The 25,790-nt window shown below is 70.3% G+C and carries 24 protein-coding genes and 4 pseudogenes; 11 read left to right on the top strand and 17 right to left on the bottom strand.

All coding sequences use genetic code 11. The features are described 5' to 3' along the window. Positions 1-1,132 precede the first annotated feature (1,132 nt). Positions 1,133-1,865, bottom strand: a pseudogene (gene istB, locus ACWDSJ_RS15790) (IS21-like element helper ATPase IstB). A gap of 273 nt (positions 1,866-2,138) precedes the next feature. On the opposite strand from istB, the pseudogene ACWDSJ_RS15795 reads away from it, so the two are divergent. Further along, positions 2,139-2,228 (top strand): annotated as a pseudogene (locus ACWDSJ_RS15795) (decaprenylphospho-beta-D-erythro-pentofuranosid-2-ulose 2-reductase); the annotation flags it as partial. A gap of 181 nt (positions 2,229-2,409) precedes the next feature. Here ACWDSJ_RS15795 and aroB read toward each other — a convergent pair. From aroB to ACWDSJ_RS15815, 4 genes and pseudogenes are all read right to left on the bottom strand, one after another. Next, on the bottom strand, positions 2,410-3,528 hold the full coding sequence (aroB, locus tag ACWDSJ_RS15800; protein WP_450032598.1) for a 3-dehydroquinate synthase: 1,119 nt from the start codon (positions 3,526-3,528) through the stop codon (positions 2,410-2,412). 1,456 nt (positions 3,529-4,984) lie between these two features. After that, a pseudogene (locus ACWDSJ_RS15805) lies at positions 4,985-5,503 on the bottom strand (shikimate kinase); the annotation flags it as partial. Beyond that, a complete protein-coding gene (gene aroC, locus ACWDSJ_RS15810; protein ID WP_387365457.1) occupies positions 5,500-6,714 on the bottom strand; it encodes a chorismate synthase in 1,215 nt (404 codons plus the stop codon). The pseudogene ACWDSJ_RS15805 and the gene aroC, both read right to left, overlap by 4 nt. A gap of 92 nt (positions 6,715-6,806) precedes the next feature. Further along, complete coding sequence (locus tag ACWDSJ_RS15815; RefSeq protein ID WP_450032601.1) at positions 6,807-7,262, bottom strand: prepilin peptidase; 456 nt, start codon at positions 7,260-7,262, stop codon at positions 6,807-6,809. 199 nt (positions 7,263-7,461) lie between these two features. Here ACWDSJ_RS15815 and ACWDSJ_RS15820 point away from each other — a divergent pair, with 199 nt between their 5' ends. From ACWDSJ_RS15820 to ACWDSJ_RS15835, 4 genes are read left to right on the top strand one after another with little or no spacing between them, the layout of a single operon-like run. Continuing rightward, positions 7,462-8,580: an aminopeptidase P family protein gene (locus ACWDSJ_RS15820; RefSeq protein WP_450032603.1), complete on the top strand. Its 1,119-nt coding sequence runs from the start codon at positions 7,462-7,464 to the stop codon at positions 8,578-8,580. A gap of 35 nt (positions 8,581-8,615) precedes the next feature. After that, positions 8,616-9,179, top strand: a complete 564-nt coding sequence (gene efp / locus ACWDSJ_RS15825) for an elongation factor P (RefSeq protein WP_387365466.1) — start codon at positions 8,616-8,618, stop codon at positions 9,177-9,179. A 10-nt stretch (positions 9,180-9,189) separates the two neighbouring features. Beyond that, complete coding sequence (gene nusB / locus ACWDSJ_RS15830) at positions 9,190-9,693, top strand: transcription antitermination factor NusB (RefSeq protein ID WP_387365469.1); 504 nt, start codon at positions 9,190-9,192, stop codon at positions 9,691-9,693. Beyond that, complete coding sequence (locus ACWDSJ_RS15835) at positions 9,693-9,950, top strand: YciI family protein (protein ID WP_387365472.1); 258 nt, start codon at positions 9,693-9,695, stop codon at positions 9,948-9,950. The genes nusB and ACWDSJ_RS15835 overlap by 1 nt, the downstream gene beginning before the upstream one ends. Before the next feature lie 6 nt (positions 9,951-9,956). Here the strand turns inward: ACWDSJ_RS15835 and ACWDSJ_RS15840 are convergent, their stop codons facing one another. From ACWDSJ_RS15840 to ACWDSJ_RS15850, 3 genes are all read right to left on the bottom strand, one after another. Further along, positions 9,957-11,198 carry an SLC13 family permease gene (locus ACWDSJ_RS15840; protein WP_450032606.1) on the bottom strand — a complete coding sequence of 414 codons (1,242 nt, stop codon included), beginning with the start codon at positions 11,196-11,198 and terminating at the stop codon, positions 9,957-9,959. Between the two features lie 7 nt (positions 11,199-11,205). After that, positions 11,206-12,345, bottom strand: a complete 1,140-nt coding sequence (locus tag ACWDSJ_RS15845; RefSeq protein WP_450032608.1) for a serpin family protein — start codon at positions 12,343-12,345, stop codon at positions 11,206-11,208. Positions 12,346-12,702: 357 nt separating this feature from the next. Then, positions 12,703-13,107: an SgcJ/EcaC family oxidoreductase gene (locus ACWDSJ_RS15850; RefSeq protein WP_450032975.1), complete on the bottom strand. Its 405-nt coding sequence runs from the start codon at positions 13,105-13,107 to the stop codon at positions 12,703-12,705. Between the two features lie 145 nt (positions 13,108-13,252). Between ACWDSJ_RS15850 and ACWDSJ_RS15855 the strand changes: the two genes are divergently transcribed. Further along, on the top strand, positions 13,253-13,810 hold the full coding sequence (locus tag ACWDSJ_RS15855; RefSeq protein WP_387365481.1) for a DUF4334 domain-containing protein: 558 nt from the start codon (positions 13,253-13,255) through the stop codon (positions 13,808-13,810). 62 nt (positions 13,811-13,872) lie between these two features. Continuing rightward, complete coding sequence (locus ACWDSJ_RS15860; protein ID WP_387365484.1) at positions 13,873-15,102, top strand: FAD-dependent oxidoreductase; 1,230 nt, start codon at positions 13,873-13,875, stop codon at positions 15,100-15,102. Here the strand turns inward: ACWDSJ_RS15860 and ACWDSJ_RS15865 are convergent, their stop codons facing one another. The 4 genes and pseudogenes from ACWDSJ_RS15865 to ACWDSJ_RS15880 all read right to left on the bottom strand — a co-directional run bounded on the left by ACWDSJ_RS15865 (position 15,103) and on the right by ACWDSJ_RS15880 (position 18,213). Continuing rightward, positions 15,103-15,816 (bottom strand): HD domain-containing protein, encoded by a 714-nt coding sequence (locus ACWDSJ_RS15865; RefSeq protein WP_450032610.1) that lies wholly within the window; start codon positions 15,814-15,816, stop codon positions 15,103-15,105. A 281-nt stretch (positions 15,817-16,097) separates the two neighbouring features. Further along, complete coding sequence (locus ACWDSJ_RS15870; protein WP_450032611.1) at positions 16,098-16,724, bottom strand: alpha-ketoglutarate-dependent dioxygenase AlkB; 627 nt, start codon at positions 16,722-16,724, stop codon at positions 16,098-16,100. Between the two features lie 36 nt (positions 16,725-16,760). Further along, positions 16,761-17,822, bottom strand: coding sequence for a threonine aldolase family protein (locus ACWDSJ_RS15875; protein WP_450032613.1), 1,062 nt, complete (start codon positions 17,820-17,822; stop codon positions 16,761-16,763). Continuing rightward, a pseudogene (locus tag ACWDSJ_RS15880) lies at positions 17,819-18,213 on the bottom strand (ectoine synthase). The gene ACWDSJ_RS15875 and the pseudogene ACWDSJ_RS15880 overlap by 4 nt, the downstream one beginning before the upstream one ends. Before the next feature lie 100 nt (positions 18,214-18,313). On the opposite strand from ACWDSJ_RS15880, the gene ACWDSJ_RS15885 reads away from it, so the two are divergent. Beyond that, positions 18,314-19,240, top strand: coding sequence for a helix-turn-helix domain-containing protein (locus tag ACWDSJ_RS15885; protein WP_450032615.1), 927 nt, complete (start codon positions 18,314-18,316; stop codon positions 19,238-19,240). Between the two features lies 1 nt (position 19,241). Here ACWDSJ_RS15885 and ACWDSJ_RS15890 read toward each other — a convergent pair whose 3' ends face one another. Continuing rightward, positions 19,242-19,931: a TetR/AcrR family transcriptional regulator gene (locus tag ACWDSJ_RS15890; RefSeq protein WP_450032616.1), complete on the bottom strand. Its 690-nt coding sequence runs from the start codon at positions 19,929-19,931 to the stop codon at positions 19,242-19,244. Between the two features lie 67 nt (positions 19,932-19,998). Between ACWDSJ_RS15890 and ACWDSJ_RS15895 the strand changes: the two genes are divergently transcribed. After that, the gene (locus ACWDSJ_RS15895) at positions 19,999-21,126 is read left to right on the top strand and encodes an FAD-dependent oxidoreductase (RefSeq protein ID WP_450032618.1); all 1,128 of its coding nucleotides are present in this window, start codon (positions 19,999-20,001) and stop codon (positions 21,124-21,126) included. Positions 21,127-21,205: 79 nt separating this feature from the next. Next, entirely contained in the window at positions 21,206-22,108 is a 903-nt protein-coding gene (locus ACWDSJ_RS15900) for a DAPG hydrolase family protein (protein WP_450032620.1), read from the top strand. Between the two features lie 10 nt (positions 22,109-22,118). On the opposite strand, the gene ACWDSJ_RS15905 is transcribed toward ACWDSJ_RS15900, so the two are convergent. From ACWDSJ_RS15905 to ACWDSJ_RS15920, 4 genes are read right to left on the bottom strand one after another with little or no spacing between them, the layout of a single operon-like run. Further along, positions 22,119-22,901, bottom strand: a complete 783-nt coding sequence (locus ACWDSJ_RS15905) for an SDR family NAD(P)-dependent oxidoreductase (protein WP_450032621.1) — start codon at positions 22,899-22,901, stop codon at positions 22,119-22,121. 44 nt (positions 22,902-22,945) lie between these two features. Beyond that, entirely contained in the window at positions 22,946-23,530 is a 585-nt protein-coding gene (locus ACWDSJ_RS15910) for a TetR/AcrR family transcriptional regulator (RefSeq protein ID WP_450032623.1), read from the bottom strand. Further along, positions 23,527-24,141, bottom strand: coding sequence for a GNAT family N-acetyltransferase (locus ACWDSJ_RS15915; protein ID WP_450032625.1), 615 nt, complete (start codon positions 24,139-24,141; stop codon positions 23,527-23,529). Before ACWDSJ_RS15915 ends, ACWDSJ_RS15910 begins: the two co-directional genes overlap by 4 nt. A gap of 7 nt (positions 24,142-24,148) precedes the next feature. Then, complete coding sequence (locus ACWDSJ_RS15920) at positions 24,149-24,625, bottom strand: hypothetical protein (protein ID WP_450032627.1); 477 nt, start codon at positions 24,623-24,625, stop codon at positions 24,149-24,151. A 100-nt stretch (positions 24,626-24,725) separates the two neighbouring features. Here ACWDSJ_RS15920 and ACWDSJ_RS15925 point away from each other — a divergent pair, with 100 nt between their 5' ends. Further along, complete coding sequence (locus ACWDSJ_RS15925; protein WP_450032629.1) at positions 24,726-25,790, top strand: DUF5685 family protein; 1,065 nt, start codon at positions 24,726-24,728, stop codon at positions 25,788-25,790.

Here is a 25,790-nt window from a genome sequence, read left to right on the forward strand (position 1 = left end):
CGGACGAGCCGCCGGTACCTACTACTTCTGCGCCGAGATCGCTGCGCCCGCCGCCGCCCCACCCACAGGCTACGTTCGCCACCTCTATGGGCGCTGCGGGCCATCGGCGCGGCGACATGGGCGAGATCCGTGTGAGTGATGTGGGCGATCCGTGTAGATGGCGTAGGTCATGGTGTGGGTGATGTGGCGATCCGTGAGGGAGGCCCAGACGATCCCCTGGGGCCCAAGGGTGCGAGGGGCGCCACCGTGCGAGGAGGTGCGCTGTGGCCGCAGGCGACGTCCACTCGACCCGTGGGGGAGGCCAGGCTCTCCCTGGGCGCATTCCTCCGGGTGCGAGGGGCGTCATTCTTGCGGGGAGGTGTGCTTTGGCCGCAGGCGACCTCGCTCACCCTGTGGGGGCGTGCGCTCGTCCGGGGGGGAGAGGTGCGGCGCTGTAACCGCAGGCGACGTGGACGATGCGTGTGAACGACGTGAGTTATCCGTGTCGGTGTCGTGGGTTATGCGTGTGGGTGGCGTGAATTATCCGGGCGGGCAACGTAATCATCCGTGCGCGGGTTATCGGAGATTCACCATAGGCGAGGGGCGCCATCTGTGCGGGGGAGGTGCGCTGTGGCTGCGGGCGATGTCCACTCGCCCTGTGGGCACGTACATCCGCTCTGCCGGGGAGATGCGGCGCTTGTGGCCCGCAGGTGACATGCACGCGCCTTACGAGGGAGTGTGAGTGCGCCGCCCTGCAAGGGAGGTGCGCTGCGTCTGCGCGTGACGCGCGCGCACTACGGGAGACGTACGTCCGTCCTGCGGGGAACGTACGTCCCCCTGTCGGATAGGTGTGCTGTCCTGTGGGGCGACGGCGTTCTGCCGTGGAGGCGATGTGTGCCGTTCCCGCCGTGGCGAATTCGCAGCCCCGTGTCTGCGGGCGATGTGCAAGCGCCTTCTGCGGGAGCGCGGCCTGCCCTGCGGGGCACATGTGGTCGCCCTGGCGGGTAGGTGCCCTGTCTTCGTGAGCCGACAGGCGCTCTGCCTTGTGGGCGACGTGTGTCAACGACTCGTGAAGGCTGACCCCCGGTCGAATCGTAAATCTTGACCCCCTGGAGGGGGCAGCTTTCGAGGGTTGGTCGGCGGCGCGGTTTTCCTAGGCGAGGAGGGCGCGGCGTTGGCGGGTGCGGTAGGAGTCGCCGGTGAGGGTGAGGACCTCGGCGTGGTGACCAGGCGGTCGATCATGGTCGCGGCGGCGACATCGTCGGAGAACGTCTTGCCCCAGCGGCCGAAGGGCAGGTTCGAGGTGACCATGATCGAGCCCTGTTCATAGCGGGAGGCGACGAGTTGGAAGAACAGGTTCGCCGCGTCCTGGTCGAAGGGGATGTAGCCCACCTCCTCGATGATGATCAGCTTTGTAGCGGCGGATCTTCTTCTGTTCCGCGTTCGGGCGTCCGGAGTGGTGGGCGCTGGTAAGGCGGGTGATCCAGTTGCTGGCGGTGTCGAACAGTACCGAGTAGCCGGCGTGGGCGGCTTTGACGCCGAGCCCGATCGCGGGGTGGGGTCTTGCCGATGCCGGGTGGGCCAGCGGAGATGACGTTCTCGGCTTTGGGGAACGAAGGTGCCGGTTGCCAAGTGCGCCAACACATCTCGCCGTAGTGAGGGCAGGTGGTCGAGGTTGAATTCCTCGAGGGTCTTGACCTGGGGGAAGTACGCGGTGCGTATCCGCATCAAGGTGTCCTTGGACTTGCGGTCGGCGACCTGGCGTTGCAGCAGAGCCGCCGAATACTCTTCGTGCGACCGATTTCGTCGCGGGCCTGGTCGGCCTGCTCCTTCCAGGACCGGTCGATGGTGGGGATGTGCAGTACCCGGGTCTGGTAGGCCAGCATCGAGGGCAGCCCGTCGGGCGGTTTCGCTCAGCCGTTGGTGGTGGGCCGTTCTTGGTGGTTATGCGGAGTGCGAGTGCGCCCGTCCTGCGAGGGATGTGCGCTGTGTTTGCGCGCGACGCACGTGTCTCACGGGAGACGTACGTCCGCCTAGCGGGAGATGTGCGGTCGCTCTGCGGGTAGGTCGCTGTCTCGTGGGTCGACAGCGCTCTGCCCTGGAGGTGACGTGCGCCGTTCCTGCGGGGGCGGATTCGCGGCTCGTGGGGGCAGCGGCTCATGTCCTCGGTCGCGGGCGAACGCGTCCGCCGCTTCAACTTTGTTTACGGCTCCACCAGTGCGCGCCTGGAGGGCTCCTACCTCAGCCTCCCGGTTGGGGCGTGGCGAGGGTTGCTGGCGTCGGTGCGGCCGACGCTCTCGCTGTTGCCGGCGATTCTGCTGAGACTTCGAGGGCACACAGAGTGAGATGGCGTTCGATGTGGCCACCGTGACTCGGCGAAAGCGTTCGGCCGCAATGCGTGACGTGCCGGGGGCAGGTCGCGGGCGGGTGTCAGAGGAGGATGGCGCCGTTGGTCGGGGCGTTCTCTCGGGCGATGGTGGCGTAGGCGGCGGCCAGAAGGGTGGGGTCGGGGCCTTCGAGGCGGCCGGGTTTGGCGAGGCCGTCGAGGACTACGAAGCGGAGGACGCCTGAGCGGGTTTTCTTGTCGGTCTGCATGGCTTCGAGGAGTTGGGGGAGGGCGTCGGCGTCGTAAGTGGTGGGGAGGCCGACGCTTTCGAGGATGGTGCGGTGGCGGTCGGTGGTGGCGTCGTCGAGGCGGCCCGCGAGGCGGCCGAGTTCGGCGGCGAAGACGAGGCCGACGGCGACGGCGGCGCCGTGCCGCCAGCGGTAGCGCTCGCGGCGTTCGATGGCGTGGCCGAGGGTGTGGCCGTAGTTGAGGATTTCGCGGAGGCTGGCCTCCTTGAGGTCGGCGGAGACCACGTCGGCCTTGACCTGGATGGCCCGGCTCACCAGTTCGGGGAGGACGTCGCCCTTGGGGTCGAGGGCGGCCTGCGGGTCGCGTTCGATGAGGTCCAGGATGACCGGGTCGGCGATGAAGCCCGCCTTGATGATCTCGGCCATACCGGCCACGATCTCGTTGCGCGGCACGGTTTCCAGGGTCGCCAGGTCGACCAGGACCGCCGTGGGCTCGTGGAAGCAGCCGACGAGGTTCTTACCGGCCTCGGTGTTGATGCCGGTCTTGCCGCCGACGGCCGCGTCGACCATGGCGAGCAGGGTGGTCGGCACGTGCACGATCTTCACGCCGCGCATCCAGGTCGCGGCCACGAACCCGGCCAGATCGGTGGCCGCGCCGCCGCCGAGGCTGATCACCACGTCCTGCCGGGTGAGGCCGATCCGCCCGAGCACCTCCCAGCAGAATCCCGCCACCGGCAGGTCCTTGCCCGCCTCGGCGTCCGGGATCTCGACGCGATGCGCGTCGATCCCCTTGTCCGCCAACGCCTGCCGCACCACCTCGGCCGTCTCGGTGAGCGGCGGCTGATGGAAGATCGCGACCGTCCGCACCCCGGACTGCCCGGTCACCTGATCGACCAGATCGCCGAGCAACCCCCGCCCGATGATCACCGGATACGGATCGGCGGCGCGGACCTCGATGCGGGTCGGCTCACTCATGGCAGCTGCTCCGATTCTTCTCGTGTTCGTCGTGTACATGGCCGCCCGCGCCCGACCCGAGCACCATGCTCCGAGCCATCCCGGCCGAGTCACTTTGTGCCAGGTCGGATTTTGCCTCCTCGCCCACCGTAGCCTCGCCGCTCGCGGCAGACTCTGTGAGCCCGGAAGACCTGGTCGGCGCGCTGGCGGCCTCGCCGATCGTGACGGATGCCGCTGACCCGGCGGACGTTATCCGCGACTCGGCGGCCTCGTGGCCCGTGGCGAATGCCGTTGAGCCAGCGGATGTTTTCGGCACCTCGGTGGTCTGAGTGCTCTTGGCGGCCGCCGTTGAGTCGGGGGACTCTTTCGGAGACTCGGCGGCCTCGTGGCTCGTGGTGGGTGCCGCTGGGCCGGAGGCCACTGTCTGCGGTTCGGTGGTCTCGTTGCTACCGGTGAATGCCGTTGGGGAGGAAGGTTTTTCCGGCGTACCGGCGGTTTGGCCGTGCCTCGCGGATGCTGTCGGGTTGGGGGAGCTTGCCCTGACCGCTTCGGGGCCTGTGACGGACGGTGTTGGGGCGGAAGTCGTCTTCGGACGCTCGGCGGTCTCGTTGTTCGTGGTGGATGTGGCTGGGCCAGCGGGCGTCATGGGTGGACCCGCCGGGCGGGCCGCGGCGCGTCGGCGGGGCGGACGGTTGGTCGGGTGGGCCTCGGGTTCGGGGTGGGCTTGCGGGGACCGGGAATTCGCGGATGCGTTCGGGTCGGGTGTGGTTGTGGTGGACGGATCGTTGGGAGTGGTCGGCTGGGGCTTCGAGATGGCCCCTGTCGACCGAGTCGAATCGGAAGGTGTTGTGTCGTCCGGCTTTTCAGCGGCGGGGAAATCTGCCTTTGAATTGTCGACTCGCGTGGACGGGGCAAGGTGGGTCGGTGCGGCCGATGGGCGGGTGGTGCGGCGTCTGCGACGGCGGTCCGCGTTCGACGGGGCTGCCGCACGCTTCGCCGGAGATTGGGGGGCGTCCGTTGAGCGCTCGGCGGAAGTCGTGGGGGTGGACCTACGCGTCGGTGGGTCGTTCGGGGTGGAGTCGGAGGTATCGCTCGTAATCGACTCGATGGCGCTCGGCGTCTTGCGGGTGTGTCGGCGTCCGCCTCGGCGGGAGCGGCGAGATCGTCGCCGTGCGGAGTCGTTCGCGGTTGGTTCGGCGGAATCGGTTGTGCGAGGGGCGTCTTCGGCCTGCCGGGTAGGTTTCGCGGCCGTGCTGGTACCGGCGGAGCGGGGCCTCGCCGCCGCGCCCTCGGTGTTGCTCGAGGTTGAGGCGGCCGACTCGGGGTTCTGCCGCGCCGCCGTCGCGTTCGTCTCGGCGGTGGGCTGGTTGCCCGTGCGGGAACGGCGGCGTCGGCGGGCTCGGGCGCGGCGGCTCGTGGCCTCGCCGCCGGGTGCTCGGGAGGGGGGCGCGGGGTGGGTGGTGGCGGGCTCGAGGTCGAGTTTGGCGAGGATGTTGCGGACCACACGGCCGGGGCTGCGGCCGTCGGTGCGGACGCGGACGCTGGCGACCTCGCGGTAGAGGGGGCGGCGTTCGCGCATGAGGCTGCGGTACTTGGCGCCCGGATCGTCACCGGCCAGCAGGGGGCGGTGGGTGCTCGCGCCGGTGCGCCGAAGTCCTTCGGCCACACTGATTTCCAGGTAGACGACCGTGCGGCCGTGCAGCAGCTCGCGGGTGTTCGCCGACAGCACGGCGCCGCCGCCCAGGGAGACCACGCCGCGCTCGGCGAGGATGGCCCGGCGCACCACGCGCTCCTCGATGCGCCGGAACTCCGGTTCGCCCTCGTCGGCGAAGATCTCCGGGATGCTGCGTCCGGTCTCCGCCTCGATTCCCGCGTCGGTGTCGAACAGTTCGACACCGAGTTCCTTGGCGAGCTTGCGGCCGATCGTCGACTTGCCCGCTCCCGGTGGGCCGACCAGCACCACGCACGGTCGGCGCGGGTCGGTCTGCACGATCATGACGTCACGGCGCCCGGAACGTGCGGGCGGGCATTGATCCGCTTCACATAGCTGGTGATGTTGTCGACGGTCTCCGACAACGAGTCGCCGCCGAACTTCTCCAGCGCGGCCTGCGCGACGACGAGCGCGACCATCGCCTCGGCCACGACGCCCGCGGCGGGCACGGCACACACGTCGGAACGCTGATGGATCGCGGCGGCCTCCTCGCCGCTGCTCATATCCACGGTCGACAACGCGCGCGGCACGGTCGAGATCGGCTTCATGGCCGCGCGCACGCGCAGCGGCTCGCCGTTGGTCATGCCGCCCTCGAGACCACCGGCCCGATTGGTCGAGCGCAGGACCCCGTCCGGGCCGGGCCGCATCTCGTCGTGGGCCTGGCTGCCGCGCCGCCGCGCGGTCTCGAACCCGTCGCCGACCTCGACGCCCTTGATCGCCTGAATCCCCATCAGCGCGGCGGCCAAGCGCGCGTCGAGCCGGTGCTCGCCGCTGGTGAACGACCCCAGACCGACCGGCAGCCCCTCGACCACGACCTCCACCACACCGCCGAGGGTGTCGCCGTCCTTCTTGGCGGCATCGATCTCGGCGATCATCGCGGCCTCGGCGTCCTTGTCGAAGGCCCGCACCGGGCTCTCATCGATGGCGTCGGCGTCCGCGGCGGTCGGCACCACGCCGTCGGCCGCGCGCGCCGACCCGATGGACACCACATGCGAGACGACCTCGACGCCGAGGGCCTGCCGCAGAAACGCCCGGGCCACCGTGCCCGCCGCGACGCGGGCCGCGGTCTCGCGGGCACTGGCCCGCTCGAGGACGGGGCGCGCGTCGTCGAAGCCGTACTTGAGCATTCCCGAATAGTCGGCGTGCCCGGGACGCGGACGGGTCAGCGGCGCGTTGCGCGCGAGTTCGGCCAGTTCGGCCTCGTCGACGGGGTCGGCGGCCATGACCTGGGTCCACTTCGGCCATTCGGAATTGGCGATCTCGATCGCGAGGGGACCGCCCATGGTGCGGCCGTGCCGCAGGCCGCCGATGACGGTGACCTTGTCGGCCTCGAACTTCATCCGCGCGCCACGCCCGTATCCGAGGCGGCGGCGCGCGAGTTGCGCGGCGATATCGGCCGAGGTCACCTCGACCCCGGCCACCATCCCCTCGAGGATCGCCACGAGGGCGGGACCATGCGACTCTCCGGCGGTAATCCAGCGCAACACGCTCACCATCTTTCCACGTCAGCAGGTCAGGTCGGACATCCGGTCGGCCCGGCGGCGCACCGGCGGGGCTCCGTATGCCCGCCAGCCGGGGGATCGGTCGATCACACGAACGGCGCGGCCAGCAGCGCGGCGAGCGTTCCGACGCACATCGAAGGGCCGTGCGGGACAGTCGTATTCGCTGGTGGGGCGTGGGATCGGTAGGCGCGGAACACCGTGAGGGCGCCGCCGCCGAGCGCGGTGAGCACCGGTGCGCTGAGCGCCGCCCACATCCAAGTGTTCGCTCCGCCACACGCGGCCGCCGCGCCGAGGCCGAGCGCCAGTTTCACATCCCCGGCACCGAACGCGGCGGGCGCGGCCATGTGCACGAGCAGATACGGCACGGCCAGCAGGAGCGCCCCGGCGACGGCGGCGGCCAGTCGATCGGCGCCCGCGGCGTAGCCGAGTACGGCGAGCGCGCCGGGCAGCGTCAGCGCGTCGGGTAATCGGCGGACGCGGAAGTCGATGACGCTCAAGGCCGTACACCACAGGGCGAGGAGGACGAGTGCGAAGGCGGTCATGTCTCGATCCTGCACGGTCGAAATCGCTTGCGGGAGCCGCGAATCCAAAATGTGGACAACTTTCGGGATGTGAACAACCGTTGCTTACGATCGGCCGCCTCGCGGAGGGGTTCGCCCAGGTGACGACGGGTGCGGCGGCTTCGGCGGCGCGACCGACGGGGTGCGGGCCCTGTCGGCGGGCAGCGGTAGCGTGGGTGCCATGTCTGATCACGGTGCGCACCGTCCCGCGTACGCGGCCCGCCGGGCCGCGCTGCGGGACCTGTTGGTGGAGAACAGGGTCGACGCCTTGCTGGTGACCGATCTGGTGAACGTCAGATACCTGACCGGCTTCACCGGATCCAACGCCGCGCTGCTGGTGTACGCCTGGGACGGGGCCGAGGAGCGCACCGTCCTCTGCACCGACGGCCGCTACCGCACGCAGGTCGGCGAGCAGGCTCCCGATCTACGCGCCGAGATCGCGCGGTCGAGCGCGCGCCGCCTGGTCGAACTGGCGGGGGAATGGCAGACCGGCCGCGTCGGCTTCGAGAGCCACGTCGTCACCGTCGACCAGCACCGCTCCTTCCTGGAGTGGGGCACCGGGCTCGAATTCGCGCCCACCCCCGGCCTGGTGGAGCAGTTGCGCCTGGTCAAGGACGCCTACGAGGTCGAACGCCTGCGCGCGGCCTGCGCGGCCGCCGACGCGGCGCTGGCGACCCTGCTCGAGCGCGGCGGCCTGCGCCCCGGCCGCACCGAACGCCAGGTGGCCCGCGAACTGGAATGGCTGATGTTCGAACACGGCGCGCACGCGATCTCGTTCGAGACGATCGTCGCCACCGGTCCCAATTCGGCTGTGCCGCACCATCGTCCGACCGACGCCGTGCTGACCGTGGGCGATTTCGTGAAGCTGGACTTCGGCGCGGTCGTCGACGGCTACCACTCCGATATGACCCGCACCCTGGTGCTCGGTCCGCCCAGCGACTGGCAGCGCGAGGTGTACGACCTGGTCCTGGAGTCGCAGCGGGCCGGTCGGGAGGCATTGAAACCCGGGGTCGCGTGCGCGGATGTGGACGCGGCGGCCCGTTCGGTCATCGAGGCGGCCGGGCACGGTGAGCTGTTCGTGCACGGCCTGGGTCACGGTGTGGGCCTGCGGATCCACGAAGCACCGGCAGTCGGCAAAACCGGCACGGGTACACTGCTGCGAGGCGTGGCGGTGACCGTCGAGCCAGGTGTGTACTTCCCCGGCCGCGGCGGTGTCCGCATCGAGGATACGCTCGTGGTTCGCGAGGGGGGCCCCGAGCTGCTCACGCTCACCAGCAAAGATTTGACCGTCGTCGACTGACGCCGGTTGCCCTACGAACAGGAGATCCGAGGACAGTGGCGGACACCAGCGACTTCAAGAACGGCATCGTGCTGAAAATCGACAATCAGCTCCAGCAGATCGTCGAGTTCCAGCACGTGAAGCCGGGGAAGGGTCCGGCGTTCGTGCGGACCAAGCTGAAGAACGTCGTCTCCGGCAAGGTCGTCGACAAGACCTTCAACGCGGGCGTCAAGGTGGAGATCGCGAATGTCGACCGGCGCGACATGACCTACCTGTACCACGACGGGTCGGACTACATCTTCATGGACGGCGACACCTACGACCAGATCCACATCGGCGACAAGGTGCTCGGCAACAGCGCGAACTTCCTGCTGGAGAACATGTCGGTGCAGGTCGCCACGCACGAGGGCGAAGTGCTCTACGTCGAACTCCCGGTCACCGTCGAATTGCAGGTCACCCACACCGAGCCCGGCCTGCAGGGCGACCGGTCCAGCGCGGGCACCAAGCCCGCCACCCTGGAGACCGGCGCCGAGGTTCAGGTGCCGCTGTTCATCAACCAGGGCGACAAGCTGAAGATCGACTCGCGCGACGGCAGCTACCTCGGCCGAGTGAACGCCTAACCTGGTGAGCGTGGCGGATCAGCCCGGGGACAAGAAGTCCCCGTACAAGAAGCTCGGCGCCCGGCACAAGGCGCGCCGACGCGCGGTCGACCTGTTGTTCGAGGCCGAGGCCCGCGACATCGATCCCGCCGACCTGCTCGACGAGCGGGTGCGGCTGGCGGTGCGCGACGAGTCGGTGGCGCCGGTGAACCCGTACACCCGCACCCTGGTCGAGGGCGTCGCCGACGACCTGGATCGGGTGGACGGCACGATCGAGTCCTACTTGCAGGACTGGACGCTGTCGCGGCTGCCCGCGGTGGATCGCGCGGTGCTGCGGGTGGCGGTGTGGGAGTTGTTCCACGCCACCGACGTACCGCCCGTGGTCGCCGTCGACGAGGCGGTGGAGCTGGCCAAGGAACTGTCGACCGACGATTCGCCGGGATTCGTCAACGGCGTGCTCGGTCAGGTGGTGCAGGTGGCACCGCAGGTGCGGGCCGCGGCCGCCGCCACCCGGGTCCGCGACGACGAGGCGTGATGCGCAAGTATCTGGTCCTGGCCCTGCGGACCGCGCGGTGGGACGAGTCGGTGATCCAGCCGCATCGCGCGTGGCTCGCCGACGTCCGGGCCCGCGATCAGCTCGATTGCAGCGGCGGATTCACCGACGGCAGCGGCGGCGCCTACGTCGTGCGGGCCGAAAACCTCACGGCGGCACGGGAATTGGTGAGCACCGATCCCATTCACACCACCGGCGCCTCGGAACTCACCGTGTACGAATGGGACGTCACGGGCTGAGCGGACTCAGCCGGTGACGTACAGCATGGCCACGGCCGCCGCGGTCGCGCAGATCGCCAGCCCCGCCCCGGTGAGCACGAACCGGACCATCGGCACCCGCACCCCGTGCGTGCGGCAGAACTCGAGGCACAACAGCGTGGCCAGCGAGGCCCAGGGCGTGACGATCGCGCCGACATTGGTGCCGATCAGCAACGCCAGCAACTGATTTCCGTTGCCGTGCGGCACCACCGCCTCCCCGGCGGTGTAGGCGGGCAGATTGTTGGCCACATTGGACAGGCCCGCCCCCGCCGCCGCCGCGCGATACGCCCCTACCGCTCCGGCGTCGGTACCGATCAGGTGTCCCATGAGATCGGACAGGCCGAACCGGCCGAGGGTCGGGATCACCAGGAACAGCCCGACCACGAAGATCAGCAACTGCCAGGGGATCAGTGACCAGCGCAGCGCGCCGCGATCCCAGATCGCGAAGGCCGCCACGGCAACGAGCGCGGCCGCGGCGGCCGCGATGCCGATGCTGTCACCGACGATCGGGATGGCCGCGATGAACAGCAGACACGCCACGCCGGTCACGGCGAACAGCGCCCGTTGCCGCCCGTCGCCGGGACGGACGGGTTCGGGCGGCAGGTAGCGATCGTTGTCCCGGTGTCGGCGCCGCCAGTACCAGATCCATAGGAACAGCATGGTCAGCAGCACCGAAACCAGTTGCGGCAGCCACATTCTCGCCGCGAAGGCGGTGCCGTCCAGGCCGACGCGGTCGGCGGCCAGCAGGTTGGTGAGGTTGGAGACCGGCAGTACCAGGCTCGCGGTATTGGCCAGCCACAGCGTCGTCATGGCCAACGGCAGCGGCGGGATGCGGGCGGGCCGGGCCAGCGCGAGCATGACCGGGGTGAGCAGCACCGCGGTGGTGTCCAGATTCAGCACCATGGTCGTGGTCGCGGCGAACAGCACGCACAGCACGAACAGGATCGGATAACGCCCCCGCCCGATGATCGCCAGCCGATGCGCGATCACATCGAACACCAGGGCCCGGCGCGCGAGGTGGGCGAGCACGATCACGCTGCCCAGGAACAACAGCAGCGGCCCGACGCGGCGCAGATTGGCGGCGGCCTCGGCGCGCGGCAGCAGGCCGGTCGCCACGCACAGCAGCCCGATTCCCAACAGCGCCAGGCGAATCCAATCGAGCGTGCTCAGTCGCCGCAGGCGCGGCTCGGCCGCCGACGCGATCCGCTCGGTGTCGATCCGTTGCGGCATGCGGCGCTCAGGCAGGCGGCCGGGCCACCCACCCGGCCACGATCACCAGTCCCGTGGGCCGGTGCACGGCCAGGAATCCGAACGGTCGATCGAAGGTCACCGAGATCTCGAGAGCGGGCCGGGGTCGATGCATCGCGGCCGCCCGGGCCAGTGTCACCGCGGTCACGGCGGCGGCCTCGAAACCCTCCCGGGTGAAGCGGGCGAGCGCGTTCTGGGCGGCCTCGGCGACATACAGCGGCGTCGGCGAGATCTCGGGGAAACGCTGGGCGCTGCCGTCGGCGGCCGTGCGCAGCCCGAACAGCTCGGCGTGCGCGAGCAGACTGTGGCTGGAGCGGATCTCGAACGGTGGCAGCTGGATTCGCAGGGTGTCGAATACCGCCCGGGTGTCGCGGACGCGCAGGCCGGGTCCTTCGGTGCCGACCGGCAAGTCGGTGCGCACCGCCACCGAGCCGTCCAGCGCCCCGAGCCCCGCGCCGAGGACTTCGGCGGGTTCGCCGTGGCCGCTCAGCAGGTGCACATCGAGGTCGCCGATGCCGCGGACCACCACGCGGGTCACCGGCGTCGCCGCCGTCAGGAGCGAAACATCGTCCAGCTGATGGGAATTGCGCGCCAGCGCCGGGCCGCGATGTCCTTGCCAGGGGCCGTCCTGCGGCTCGAGCACATCCTCGTCGAAGGTGTCGCGCCACGCGGTGCGCGCCACGATCGCGGTCGCGAGCACGAGCAGCGTCTCGGGCGTGACGTCGAGCGGGAACCGCCGGATGAGTCCGCCCGTGTGCTGGTCGGCCCACCCGTCGAGCGCCGCCTGGTCGGTGAGCTTCTCGACCGTCCCGTCCGGCAACGAGCGCGCCCAGCGCTCCCGCAGCTCCACGTCCTCGCGCACCCAGACCCCGAGCGCCCCCGCGATGGTCTCGGCCCCGTCCAGCTCCGACAGCAGGCGCAGGGCCGCCTCGTGCGCCTCGGCGTCGGAAAGCCCCACAGCGGCGGCCAATTCGGCGCGCGCGGGTTCGTTCGCCGCCCCCGCCAGCACCCCCAGCAAGGGCCACACCCCACACCCCGACAAGACGAAGTCGTCCGTACCGGCGGCCGCGCACCACCGCTCGGTCAACGCGTTGGCGGCGGCCACATGAGGCAGGAGACTGGTCTGCACAACGCCCAGGGTAGCCCGAACCGTGCCGAGGGCCGCCGCGCACGGACCAGTACCGGGACGCCTCGAATCCCCGAGTGCCAGGGAATCGCGGGGGACGTCGAGTCCCCGAGTGCCAGGTAACTGTGGGGGACGTCGAATCCCCGAATGCCCGGGTAACTATGGGGACCGTCGAATTCTCGAGCGCTAACCGTGGGGGCCATCGAATTCTCGAGCGTCCGGTAAGCGTGGGGATGTCGAATCCCGAGCCCCCAGTAACCATGAGGGACACGGGGACCGGAAGGAAATGCCCCCGCTGCCGGGTGTACGTGGGCGCAGCGGGGGCACCGGCGGGCGCGTGGGCGTCCGCCGGCCCGGCCGTCATGAAGGCCGGGGGATCGGGGTGTTCTGCCGGGCGGCGGTGCGCCACCGGCCGTTCTCCTTGACCAGGACGTAGAGCGCGATCATGGCGGGCTCCCGGTCGATGAGGGTGCCGTCGGCGGTGGTGGCTCGGGCGTGCTTGTGCGCCACGGCGATATCGGGGCGCAGGAAGGTGACGTCGAGCAGGTCGTAACGGACGTATTCGTCCTTCAGGAATCCGGCCAGGCCGGCGCGGCTGGCCTCGAGCAGGGCCTCGCGGCCGCGGATCAGGGTTCCGGCGGCGTTGACGGCCGTGGCGTCGGCGGTGAAATCGCCGCTCATGAGGTCGGCGTCGTTGGTGTTGAAGCCGGTCTCGACACGCCCGATGAGAGCGCGGATGGCGGCGATGTCGTCGGTGTCGTGCATGGTCACGACACCATGGTCGTTCCTGAACCGCGCTCGAGGTCCAGAGCCGAGCGGCGTGGCCTGGGTCACGTCGGCCGGTGCCGCGGAACCGGTGAGATATCGTGAGACGATCTTTGTCATTCGGTCGCTACGTGGAGGAGGACGGATGGCCAGCGTCGAGACGCCCGCCGCGCGCTTACGCGAGTTGCAGGATGAGGGCTGCACGCCCGAGGAGGCGTGGGAACTGTTCGACTCCCTGCCCGCGGTCCGGGTCGACGAGATCACCACCGGCCGCTGGCGCGGCGACGAACTCGACACCGGGCACCCGTTCGCCGGGGTCCTCATCGAATCCGGTTGGTACGGAAAGCAGTTCGACAGCCCCGACGCGGTGCAGCCGTTGCTGTTCGCCGGGCGGGACGCGGCCGTGTTCGCCGTCGATCCCCGTCGGGTGCCGCTCGCGCTGGCCGGTCGGATTCCGCTGTCCGGGGTGCGCGCCGCCCGCGCCCTGCTGCCGATCCTGCGCCCACTGCTGCGCACCCGCCCGTCGCGCGCCCGGCTGCGTAATGTGGAGTTCCGCGGAAAGATCAGCGCCGCAATGATCTACGACCATCTGCCGATCATCGACATCTTCCGGCTGGTGGACGATCAGACCCTGCTGGGCGTGATGGATCTGCGCGGTATGCCGGAGCCGTACTTCTTCATCCTGCGCCGCGAAAGCGTCTGAGCGAGCGGGCCGCCGCGTGAACTACCATCGGGACAGCGCGTCGCGACCGAAGGGATGTCCCGATGGAACGCACGACCTGTCTGGTCGCCGGGGGCGGCCCCGCCGGGATCGTCTTCGCTCTGCTGGCGGCCCGCGCCGGGGTGGACGTCACCGTTCTCGAGAAGCACGGTGACTTCCTGCGCGACTTCCGCGGCGACACAGTGCATCCCACCACCCTCGATCTGCTCGACGAACTCGGTCTGGGGGAGGAGTTCGCGAAACTGCCGCAACGCCGTCTGCGGGGTGTGCAGTTGCCGCTGCGCGGCGGCATGACCACGGTCGCGACATTCGACCGCCTGCCCGGCCCGCACAAGTACATCGCCATGGTCCCGCAATGGGATCTGCTCGATCTGCTGGCCCGCGCCGCCGACCGGGAACCGAGCTTCCGGTTGCGGATGAACACCGAGGCCATCGATCCGCTGCGCGAGGGCGGCCGGATCGTCGGGGTCCGCTACCGCACGAAAGACGGTGGGGCGGGCGAGATCCGGGCCGCGCTGACCCTCGCCTGCGACGGCCGCGGTTCGGTGCTGCGGGACGCGGCCGGGCTGGGCTCACGCCGCTGGGCGACGCCGTTCGACGTGTGGTGGTTCCGCATCCCGCGCCACGACACCGATCCCGCGGGCGCGGTTCCGGTGCTGACCGCCGACCGGGTCGCGATCATGCTCGACCGCGGCGACTACTGGCAGTGCGCGACGCTCATCGCGAAGGGCAGCGATCCGGCGCTGCGGCAGGGGCCGGTCACCGAGATCATGCGGGCCATGGCCGACAGCGTGGCGTGGCTGGCGGATCGGATCGACGCGGTGCCCGACTGGCAGCACGTGAAGCTGCTCGAGGTGCGACTCGACCGTCTCGACCGCTGGTACACCGACGGATTGCTGTGTCTCGGCGACGCCGCGCACGCCATGTCGCCGGTCGGTGGTGTCGGCATCAATCTGGCGGTGCAGGACGCGGTGGCCGCCGCGCGAATCCTGGTGCCGCGCTTGCGGTCCGGACACGTCACGGTCGCGGATCTGGCGCGGGTGCAGCGTCGCCGGATCGTGCCGACCGTGATCACGCAGACCATGCAGCGTGTCCTGCATCGGGTGGTGATCGGCCCGGCGGTGGCGGGACGGTTGAACGTCTCCAATCGGACGCGAACCCCGTTGCCGCTGCGCGTCTTCCGGCGCGTGCCGATCGTGCGCGATGTGCCGCCGTTCCTGGTCGCGCGGGGTGCGCTGCCCGAGCATGCCCCCGACTTCGCGCGGCGGCCCTGACTACTCCTCGTCGAGGATCGCGTCGAACCGTTGGTCGGCGCGGTCGAGCTGGTCGAGGATGTGCTGTTTGACGTGATCGGCGAGCGGGGTGTCGGGGCGGGTGACCAATTCGCGGTAGACATCGGTCAGCGGACGGTATTTGGTGGCCAGGTGGTGCTGCACGCCGCCGGTGGCGTAGACGATGCCGACGCCGTTGTCGGTGAAGTCGGAGATCTTCACCACCCGCGCCCAGGGGTTGCGGTCCAGGCTGGCGGCGACGTGCTCGCGGTACTGTTCCTGCCGGTCCACCCCCGGTTCGCGGGGCGGATTGGTCACGGCGGCAACGATATCCGCGACCCGGTGACCGAACCGGTCGTCGAGTTCGGCCAGCGCCGCCTCGGTCGGCGTGCCGGATCGCTCGCCCGCGAGGTCGGCGGCGTGGTCCTCGACCGCGTCGTGCAGCAGGCCCGCGATCGCCAGCTCGGTGTCGTGCACCTCGTAGTGGCTGACGATCCGGATCGCCACGCGCAGTAGATGATTCACATACGGTTCGCGGCCGTAGCGGTCCGCCGCATGCAGCCGTGACGCCAGGTCCAGGGCCGCGCCGACCCGCTCCGGTTCGGTCAGTTTCTCGGTCTCCAGTTCCAGCCGCTGCCGTAAACCGCTCTCGCCGTGCACCTCACTGATGGTGTGTAACGGCATCACGGCCAGAAGCCCCGCCCCTACTGTGCTCATACCGCCCAATCTAACCGGGGGCCTGCCGGGAGCGAACACCTCGTGGGCGGTTCATCGGATGAGGAGTGGCCCTCGGGGCGAATATCTCGTGGGTGGTTCATCGGATGACGAGCGGTGCCCGAGACGAATATCTCGTAGGCAATTCATCGGATGACGACCGGCGCTCGAGGCGAATATCTCGTGGCCGGTTCATTGAACGACGAGTGGCCCTCGGGATGAATATCTCGTGGCCCGTTCATCGGGCGACGAGCGGGGCTCGGAGCGCCGGATCCGTGGGCGACTCACCGAACGTCGAGCGGCCGGAACTGGATGCTGATGCGCGGGCCGACCGGGCGGCGGGACTTGGGTACCGCGTGTTCCCAGGTGCGTTGGCAGGAGCCGCCCATGACGAGGAGGTCGCCGTGGCCGACCTGGTAGCGGAGGCTGGCCCCGCCGCCGCGCGGGCGCAGCGCGAGGCTGCGGGCCGCGCCGACCGAGACGATCGCGACCATGGTGTCGGTGGTCGCCCCGCGGCCGATGGTGTCGCCGTGCCAGGCGACGCTGTCGTTGCCGTCGCGATAGTAGCACAGGCCCGCGGTGCGGAACGGTTCGCCGAGTTCGGCGCGGTAGTGGTCGGTCAACGCGGCGCGCGCCTGGTCCAGGATGGGGTCGGGCAACGGTTCGTCCGCGCCGTAGAACCGCAGCAGCCGCGGCACATCCACCATCCGGTCGTACATCTGCCGCCGATCCGCGCGCCACGGCACCCCGGTGACCAGCCGCTGGAACACCGCGTCGGCCCCGCCGAGCCAGCCGGGCAGCACATCCACCCAGGCCCCGTCGCTCAACCTGTCCCGGCGCACTCCGCGCAACGACCCGAGGGAGGCGTCCTCGGCGTCGTCGAACAGCGATCCCTGTAACGGTATCGACATGCCTCGAATCTACGGTTCTTCGAACATATGTTCAAGCTACTCCCCGGCATGGGCGGACATCTCGTCGCGAATCGTCGCGGCGAAGGCGTCCACCTCGGCCTCGGTGGTGTCGAACGAGCACATCCAGCGGACCTCGCCGACGCGTTCGTCCCAGACGGCGAACTGGTAGCGGCGAAGGAGTCGTTCGATGACCGCCGGGGGCAGTACGGCGAAGACGGCGTTGGCCTGCACCGGTCGCGGGATCTCGACGCCGGGGAGGTCGGCGACGGCCGCGGCCAGGCGGGCCGCCATGGCGTTGGCGTGGCGCGCGTTGCGCAACCACAGGTCGCCCTCGAGCAGCGCGACGAATTGGGCCGAGAGATACCGCATCTTGGATGCCAGTTGCAGGGCGGACTTGCGGAGGTAGGGCACACCGCGGACCGCATCGGGATTCAGCACCACGATGGCCTCGCCGAACATGAGACCGTTCTTGGTGCCGCCCAGCGACAGCACGTCCACCCCGACGTCGGTGGTGAACGCGCGCGGCGGCAGGTCCAGGGCCGCGGCCGCGTTGGCCAGGCGAGCGCCGTCGACGTGCAGCAGCATGCCGCGTTCGTGGGCGAAGGCGGCGATCGCCGCGATCTCGCCCGGGGTGTAGCGGGTGCCGAGTTCGGTGGTCTGGGTGATGGAGACGACCTTCGGCTGCGCGTGATGCTGCACGCCGAAGCCGCGCGCGTAAGGCTCGATCAGTTCCGGGGTGAGCTTGCCGTCGGCGGTCGGGACCGCGATCAGCTTGAGCCCGGCCACCTTCTCGGGCGCGCCGCCCTCGTCCAGGTTGACGTGCGCGGACGCGGGACAGATCACCGCGCTCCAGCGATCGCACATCGCTTGCAGCCCAACGACATTCGCGCCGCTGCCGTTGAACACCGGATAGACCTCGGCGCGCTCCCCGAACCGCGTCTTGATCACCTCGCGCAACCGGGCCGTGTGCCGGTCCGCGCCGTAGGCGGGTTGGTGGCCCTCGTTGGCGGCGATCAGGGCCGTCATGATGTCCGGGTGGACGGGAGCGTTGTTGTCACTGACGAATCCGCTTCGCGGTTCGCCCTCGGTGCCGGTCATGCGTCCTCTTCCGGCACGAGCGGGAATGTGCCGTTCTCGTCGTGGGTTTCGCGGCCGGTGAGCGGCGGATCGAAGACACAGAGCGCCCGGAACTCGGTATGGTCCGCAGGGTGTGGTGCTCGTGCCCGTCGAGCAGATACAGCACGCCGGGTTCGAGCGGATGCCGCTGCCCGGTCTCGTCGTCGACGACCTCACCGGTGCCCTCGAGGACGTAGACGGCCTCGATGTGGTTGGCGTACCACATCTTCAGCTCGGCCCCCGCGCGCACGAGGGTGTCGTTCACGGAGAAGCCCGCCTTCTCCCGGGCGAGGATCAGGCGGCGGCTGATCCAATCCGGTCCCCGCACCTCGCGTTCGGTGCCGACGGTCTCTCGCAGTGAGCGCACGATCATGGAATACCTCTTCTCGATGTTCCTACCGATACCAAGATCATGGCTCGTGGCCCGACCGACCGGGAGTGGCAGTAACGCCCCCTATCGCTAAGATTGTGCCATGCGTGGTGGAACCTCCGACGGGCGGCACACGGTCTCCGTCCTCGCCTTCGACGGGATGGCGCCCTTCGAATTCGGTTCTGTGGTCGAGGTATTCGGTGTGACCCGACCCGATGTCGAGGGGCCGTGGTACGACCTGCGGATCTGTTCGATCGACGAGGACGAGCTGTTCGCCGGGGCCGATACCGTGATCGTCGTCGGGGTACCGGATCCCAGCGGCGCGATCCCGTCCCACCTCGTGGCGGCGCTGCGCGCGGCGCACGCCCGCGGGGCGCGGATCGTCTCGATCTGTTCGGGCGTCTTCGCGCTGGCCGCCGCCGGATTGCTCGACAACCGGGCGGCGACGACGCACTGGCAGTACACCGAGCTGCTGCGCCGCCGCCATCCGGACATCCGGGTGTGTCCCGATGTGCTGTACATGGACGAGGGCGACATCCTCACCGGCGCGGGCAATGCCGCCGGGCTCGACCTGTGCCTGCACCTGGTGCGCACGGATCGCGGCGCGCGGGTCGCGAACACGATCGCCCGGCACCTGCTGGTTCCGCCGCACCGCGCGGGCGAGCAGGCCCAGCTCGTGCCGACCGCCGTGCCCGAATCCGACGACGACTGGGTCGCGCGGGCCATGGAGTGGGCGCTGGATCATCTGGCCGAACCGATCACGGTGGGGGACATGGCCGCTCGGGCCCATCTCGCGCGCCGGACGTTCCTGAGGCAGTTCCAGCGGCGGACCGGAACCACCCCGATGCGGTGGGTCGTCGCGCAACGCGTCCGGGCCAGCCTGCCGCCGCTCGAACGCGGCACGATGTCGATCGAGGAGGTCGCCGCGGCCGTCGGCTTCGCGAGCCCGGTGACGTTCCGGCACCACTTCACCCGGGCCATGCGCTGCTCGCCCTCGGCGTATCGCCGGGGCTTCCGCGCTTCGGCGTGAATCAGCTTGGCTCCGCGAGGGTTTCGATCCCGGCGAGAATCAGATCGATGCCCGCGAGGAACTGCTCGCGGTCGTCGTGTTCGGGCAGCCGCCCGGCCGCCCGGTTCAGGAACGGATACCGCTGCGGATCGAGTGCGGACCAGCGCGCGGCGACGGCCCCGAGGAACGCGCGGCGGTCGGTCATCGGCGCGTGCTCACGCGCGTTCGCGGCGTTCTGCCCGGCGACGCCGAGGATATAGTTCAACAGCGCCGAGGCCGCGTCGAACTGCGCGGGTTCGGGAACGCCGAGGGCCGGGAGGTGACCGCCGAGGCCCTCGAAGATCGAGAGCATGGCGACCTGCCACGGCTCGCGGGTGAGCTGGGTGCCCACCCACGGATGGGCGTCGATGGCGTCGAACACGCCCAGGGCGATGTCCCGGATGGCCTGCCGGGGCTCGGCCGCGTCGTCGCCCTCGGTCAGCGCGCGGGCCACCACCGCCTCGGTCGCCGCGGTGAGCAGGTCGTTCTTGTTCGCGACGTGCCAGTAGATAGCGCCCGCTCCGGTGGCCAACCGGGCGGCGAGTGCGCGGAAGGTGAGGGCGTTCTCGCCTTCGGTGTCGAGGATCTCGATCGCGGTCTCGACGATCCGCTCCTTCGACAGCGCGTCCGCGCGCCGCTCGCTCCGCTGCTTTCCGGTTGCCACGCCATCCATCTTGACATGTCTGGAACGTTGTTCCAAGCTGGATGTTGGAACGACGTTCCAACGAAGGGAGAAGACCATGACGACAACCATCTCGATCGTCGGTGCGGGCCTGGGCGGCCTCATCCTCGCGCGCGTTCTGCACGTCCACGGCATCGCGGCGACCGTCTACGAGGCCGACGCGTCCGCGGCGGCCCGGACGCAGGGCGGTCAGCTCGACATCCACGAGGAGGACGGGCAGCGCGCGCTCGCCGCCGCCGGTCTCACCGACGAATTCCACGCGATCATCCACCGGGGCGCCGAGGCGTCGCGCGTCCTCGGCCCGGACGGCACGGTGCTGCTCGACCTTCCCGACGACGGCTCGGGTCGCCGCCCGGAGGTGCTGCGCGGCGACCTGCGCCGGATCCTGCTCGACGCGCTGCCCGAGGGCACCGTGCGCTGGTGTCACAAGGTCACCGCGGTGCGGTCCCTCGGCGACGGCCGCCACGAGCTGAGCTTCGCGAACGGTTCGACGGCGATCACCGATCTCCTGATCGGGGCCGATGGCGCGTGGTCGAGGGTCCGGCCGCTGCTGTCCGACGCCCGGCCGGAGTACATCGGCACGACGTTCGTGGAGACCTACCTCCACGACGCGGACGAACGCCATCCCGCGTCGGCCGCCGCGGTCGGCTCGGGCGCGATGTACGCGGCCACGCCGGGACAGGGCATCGCCGCGCATCGCGAGGCGGGCGGGGTGCTGCACACCTACGTCGAGCTGAACCGTTCGGCCGAGTGGGTCGCGGCGATCGACTTCACCGATCCCGCCGCCGCGACGGCCCGCGTCGCGGCCGAATTCGACGGCTGGGCACCGGAACTCACCGCGCTCATCACCGACGCCGACACCGCTCCGGTCGCGCGCATGATCCACACCCTGCCCGACGGGCATCGGTGGGATCGGGTGCCGGGGGTGACCCTGCTCGGCGACGCCGCGCACCTCATGCCGCCCTCGGGCGACGGCGCGAATCTGGCGATGCTCGACGGCGCCGAACTCGGCGAGGCCATCGCCGCGCACCCCGGCGACGTCGAGGCGGCCCTCGGTGTCTACGAGAAGGCGATGTTCGAACGCGGCGCCGCGTTCTACGCCGACGCGCACGAGATCCTGGATCTGTGCCTGGGGGAACGCGCGCCGTACGGGCTCATCGACCTGTTCACCTCCGCGCCGTTGTGAGATGTCCCAGGCTCGTCCGGCCCGCACCGCACCGGCGGCGGGAGCGGGTTAGCCTCGGCCGGTGCCGAGGCAATCGAGGGTGAACCGTCGTCGCGCGCTGGCGTTCGGGGCAAGTGCCGCAAGCGCATTCGTCGCCGCCACCGGACTCGCGCACGCCGACGAATCCGACGACGACCTCCGCTATCCCGGCTATTCGCCGCGGGATCGGACCCGCCCCTACGCGCGGTACATGGCCGAGCACACCGCGCCCCCGCAACCCGCCGTCGCCGACGCCTACCGTGCCGCGCCCGCGCCCGCCGCCTCGATACCGCCCTTCTCCGACCTCGTCACCGACCTCGCCCCGAGCGGCTACTCGGCCATCGAAACCGGTTACGGCGCAACCGAATCCGGTGTCGTCTGGGTGGCGGTGCGCACGGAGATGCCGCGCGTGTCCGCGCCCATGTGGGATTGGTGGTTCGGCTGGCATCTCGTCGAGTCCGCGCGCTACAAACTGTGGCATCCGCACGCGCACCTGTACGCCGAGGTGGCCGCCGATCGGGTCGGCGCGCCGCTGCCGGATCGGGCGAAGTACATCGGCAACATCTCCTACGTTGACGAGTACATCGGCCCGAAACTGCAACAGCTCGCCATCGCCTTCCGCGACCCGGTCGCCCACGGCTTCACGGTGCCCGACGAGCACACGGTGATCCTCGGCCGCGTCGGCAGCGCGATCGCACCCGTCGACCTGGGGTGGCTGGCCCATCAGGTACGTCCGGTCGCCGGTGGCTGCGAAATGCGCAGCCGCTTCTACCTCCGCCTCTATGGAACACACGCGCTCGATCCGCTGCACGCCGCGCGGGCCGTGCGACGCGGACCCGCGGCCGACCCCGCGGACCTGTTGCCCGGCCTCGACCTCGCCCGCGACCTCATGCTGCACTGCGGCCAGGAGATGAACCACCTCGCGGGCTTCCTGCCCGAGCTGTACGAGGAGTTCGGCTCCTGAACCGTGCACGTCAGGAGCCGACCGTCGCCGCGTCGGCGATCACCGCCACCCCGGTCCGACCGCCGTCGACGTCGAGGACGGACCCGTGGACGAAGGCCGCGTCGTCGGAGGCGAGGTAGACCGCCGCCGCGGCGATCGCCTCCGGGGCGCCCGCACTCCCCGCGGGGGTGCCGTGCATCAGCGCCTCGACCGAGGGGTGCGCGACGGTCGAATCGGCGGCGAGGATGACGCCCGGCGAAATGGCGTTCACCCGAACGCCTTTCGGGCCGAACTCCGCGGACCAGGATCGGGTGAGGGTCTCCAGCGCCCCCTTGGTCGAGGCGTACAGCGCTCCCACGGGCAGCCCGAGCCGCGTCACCCAGGAACCGAGATTGATGATCACGCCGCCGCCCGCCTCGATCATGTCGGGAAGCACCGCCTGGGTGAGGAAGTACGGGGCCTTCACGTTCACGGCGTAGAGCCGGTCCACGATCTCGTCGTCGTCGGTGAGCGTCGCCGAGGGCGGATAGATCCCGGCGTTGTTGACCAGGATGTCGATGCGACCGCCGAGCCGATCGCGTGCCGCCGACGCGAGGGCCCGGCTCGCCGCGGAACCGCCGTCCAGCTCGGCGCGCACGTAGTCGGCCCGCCCGCCCTCGGCGCGGATCGCGGCGACCACGGCCTCGCCCCGGCCGTCGTCGCGCCCGGAGACGACGACGTGCGCCCCCTCGCGGGCCAGGGCCGTCGCGATCGCGCGGCCGATATTGCTCGTGGATCCCGTGACGAGGGCGGTCTTACCGGAAAATCGTGTCATACCGGCGAAGGTACGAGCGGATTTTTGGACCGGCAAGTCCAAACTCAGGCCCCGCGCAGATACTCGATGAGGGTGTCCATCGTCGTCTCCAGATAGGTCGCGTCACCGGTCGTGCGCAGCATCTGCACCCCGCCCTGGATCCCCGCGAGAAAGGTCGTCGCGACCCGATCGGCCGCGAGTTCCGGGCGGACGAGCCCGGCGGCCTGCATCGCGGCGATCCCGTCCCGGATCCGCGCGTGCCATTGCGCGAGCAGCGTGGTGACGATCGCCGCCGCGCCCGGCGTGGCGGCGGCCTGCTGCAGGAGCGCGCCCAGCGGGCAGTTCCTGCCCTGCGCCCGATAGCGCGCGACCACCGCGTCCCGCCAGCGTTCCCACGCCGCCCACGTGGTCAGCGCGTCGAGATGCGGCCGCTGATCTTCGAGTACGCGCTCGGCCTCGTACCGCGCGACCGCGACGAGGAGTTCCTCCTTGCCGCCCGGGAAGTAGTGGAAGATCTGCCCCTTGCTGGTCCCGGTGATGGCCCGGATGTCGTCCAGCGTCACATTGCCCGGATCGTCGCCGCGCAGATGCAGCGCGGCCCCCTCCACGATGCGCTGCCGGGTGGCCTGCCCCTTGGGGGTGAGTCTCACCCCTCGACGGTACCGCTGTCTGGACCGTGTGGTCCAAGGGTTCGCCGCTTGATCCAGCACATGCCGCGACCGGACTCCGCCGGAGCGCGGCGTGGCCGTGGTTCGACGCGATCGAGTTCGTAGCCGAGCCGTCGGGGGACCGCGGCGCTGCGCAGATTGGCGGCGTCGCAATGGATTTCGACGCGCTCGATGCCGGGCAGCGACAGCGTGATCCGGGTCAGGGCGTCGGCGCAGCGGGTGATCACGCCGCGGCCGGTGTGCCCGGCCCGGCACCAGTAGCCGATCTCCATCGCGGGCGGGCCGAGCCGATCGTGCAGGCTCATCGCGCCGAGCAGGAGACCGTCGGGTGCGAAGACGCCGTAATGGAAGCCGCGGTCGTCACTCGGCCAGCCGTGTCCCCGGGCGCGATCCCATTCGCGTTGCCGATCCAGTGTGGTCGGCTCGGCGAGCCAGTCCATCCACGGATGCAGGTGGTCGAACGAGTCGGCGACGGCCTCGAATCGGGGCACCAGATCCTCCGGCCGCCAAGCGCGAAGCAGCAACTCGCCCACCTCGATTCGGGCGGGCGGCGCGACTCCGGGCGCGAGCGCCGACGGCACCTCGAGGTCCATGATCAGCTCACCGCACCAGCGCCGCGACGGCGTCCCAGTCGGGCGTGTGCACCACCCAGTCCGGGATCTCCTCCTGCGGCCCGAACAGGTAGCGGTGCGGGACGACGTCGCGCAGCGCCCGGTGCACGTCGAGCCGGTCGTCGATCATGTGCGTGATGCCCAGTTCGGCGCAGACGACCGCCTTGTCGGCGCGCTGGCGGCAGAATCGGACGTGGCCGCGCGGCAGGCCGGTGCGGTCGTAGAACGCGTGATGGTCCAGCCAGGCCCGGGTCTTGCGTTCGGTGTTCTCACCGCATTTGGAGATGATCCACGCGCGGCCCTCGAACCGGGCGATCAGATCCGGGAGCACCTCGAATGCCCCCGGCGTGGCGGGTGATTCGACCGCCTCGGCGAGGCTCGCGCCGAGGAAGACGGTGTCGGCCGTGCCGTCGGGGCCGGGCGCCCCCTGGATCACGCGGCCGAAATCGATTCCCAGACATTCCATTCCATCAGGGTGACGGGCGAATTTCCGGTTTGCCACCCAATTTCGCATCCGCGCGGCCGATCTCGGCGTGGCGTTCGCGCGACGGGGTTACCGTCGAGGGATGTTCGGCATCATCCGCCCGTGTCGGCATCGACTGGGCGAGGAGTTGGGCCGCGCGTGGCTGGCCCAGCTGTGTGGGCTGTGTCTGGCTCTGCGCGACGGTCACGGTCAGGCCGCCCGGGTGGCGACCAACTACGACGGGCTGGTGATCTCCGCGCTCGTGGAGGCCCAGTCGCCGGGCACGAGTCGCCGGGCCGCCGGGCCGTGCCCGCTGCGCGGCATGCGGCGCGCGGAGGTGGCCACCGGCGACTGCGTACGGCTCGCGGCGACGGTTTCGCTGGTACTGGCCGCGGCCAAGGTCCGCGATCACGCCGACGACGGCGACGGGTGGGCCGGGACCACCGGATTGCGCCCCGCCGCACGGCGTATCGCGGATCGGTGGGCGCGGCAGGGCACCGAGAGCGGCGCGGCCCTGGGTTTCGACACGGCCGTGCTGTTGCGTGCGGTGGATCGGCAGATCGCCGTCGAGGCCGCCGCCGGGCCGGGCACCGCGTTACTGGAAGTGACCGAACCGACCGAGGCCGCCACCGCCGCGGCGTTCGGGCATACGGCGATCCTCGCCGGACGGCCGCGCAATGTCGACGCGCTCACCGAGGCGGGCCGATTGTTCGGTCGCACGGCGCATCTCCTCGACGCGGTGGAGGACCTGGCCGACGATCACGCCCGGGGCAAATGGAATCCGTTGGCCGCCACCGGTTCCGGCGTGGACGAGGCGCACCGGCTCTGCGCGGACGCCCTGCTCGGTATCGAACTCGCCCTGGCCGAGGCCGAATTCACCGACGACCGTCTCGTGCGCGCCCTGTTGATCCACGAGCTGCGCCACTCCGTCCAGCGCACCTTCGCCCCGCCGAGCGGCCGCTGGCGCCGCCGCCGTCCCCCGCCCGGATACGACTATCCGCCACCGGGTTACGGCTATCCGCCGCCGCCCTACGGGTACGGCTACGGCCGACCGCCCCGGCGCGGCGGATTCTGTATCCCCTTCTGCGAGGGCATGATCTGCTGCGAATGCTGCGACTGCGGCGAGGACTGCTGTTGCTGCTGCGGAGAGGGCTGCTGCGACAACTGA

The organism is Nocardia sp. NPDC003482, from assembly GCF_053588115.1.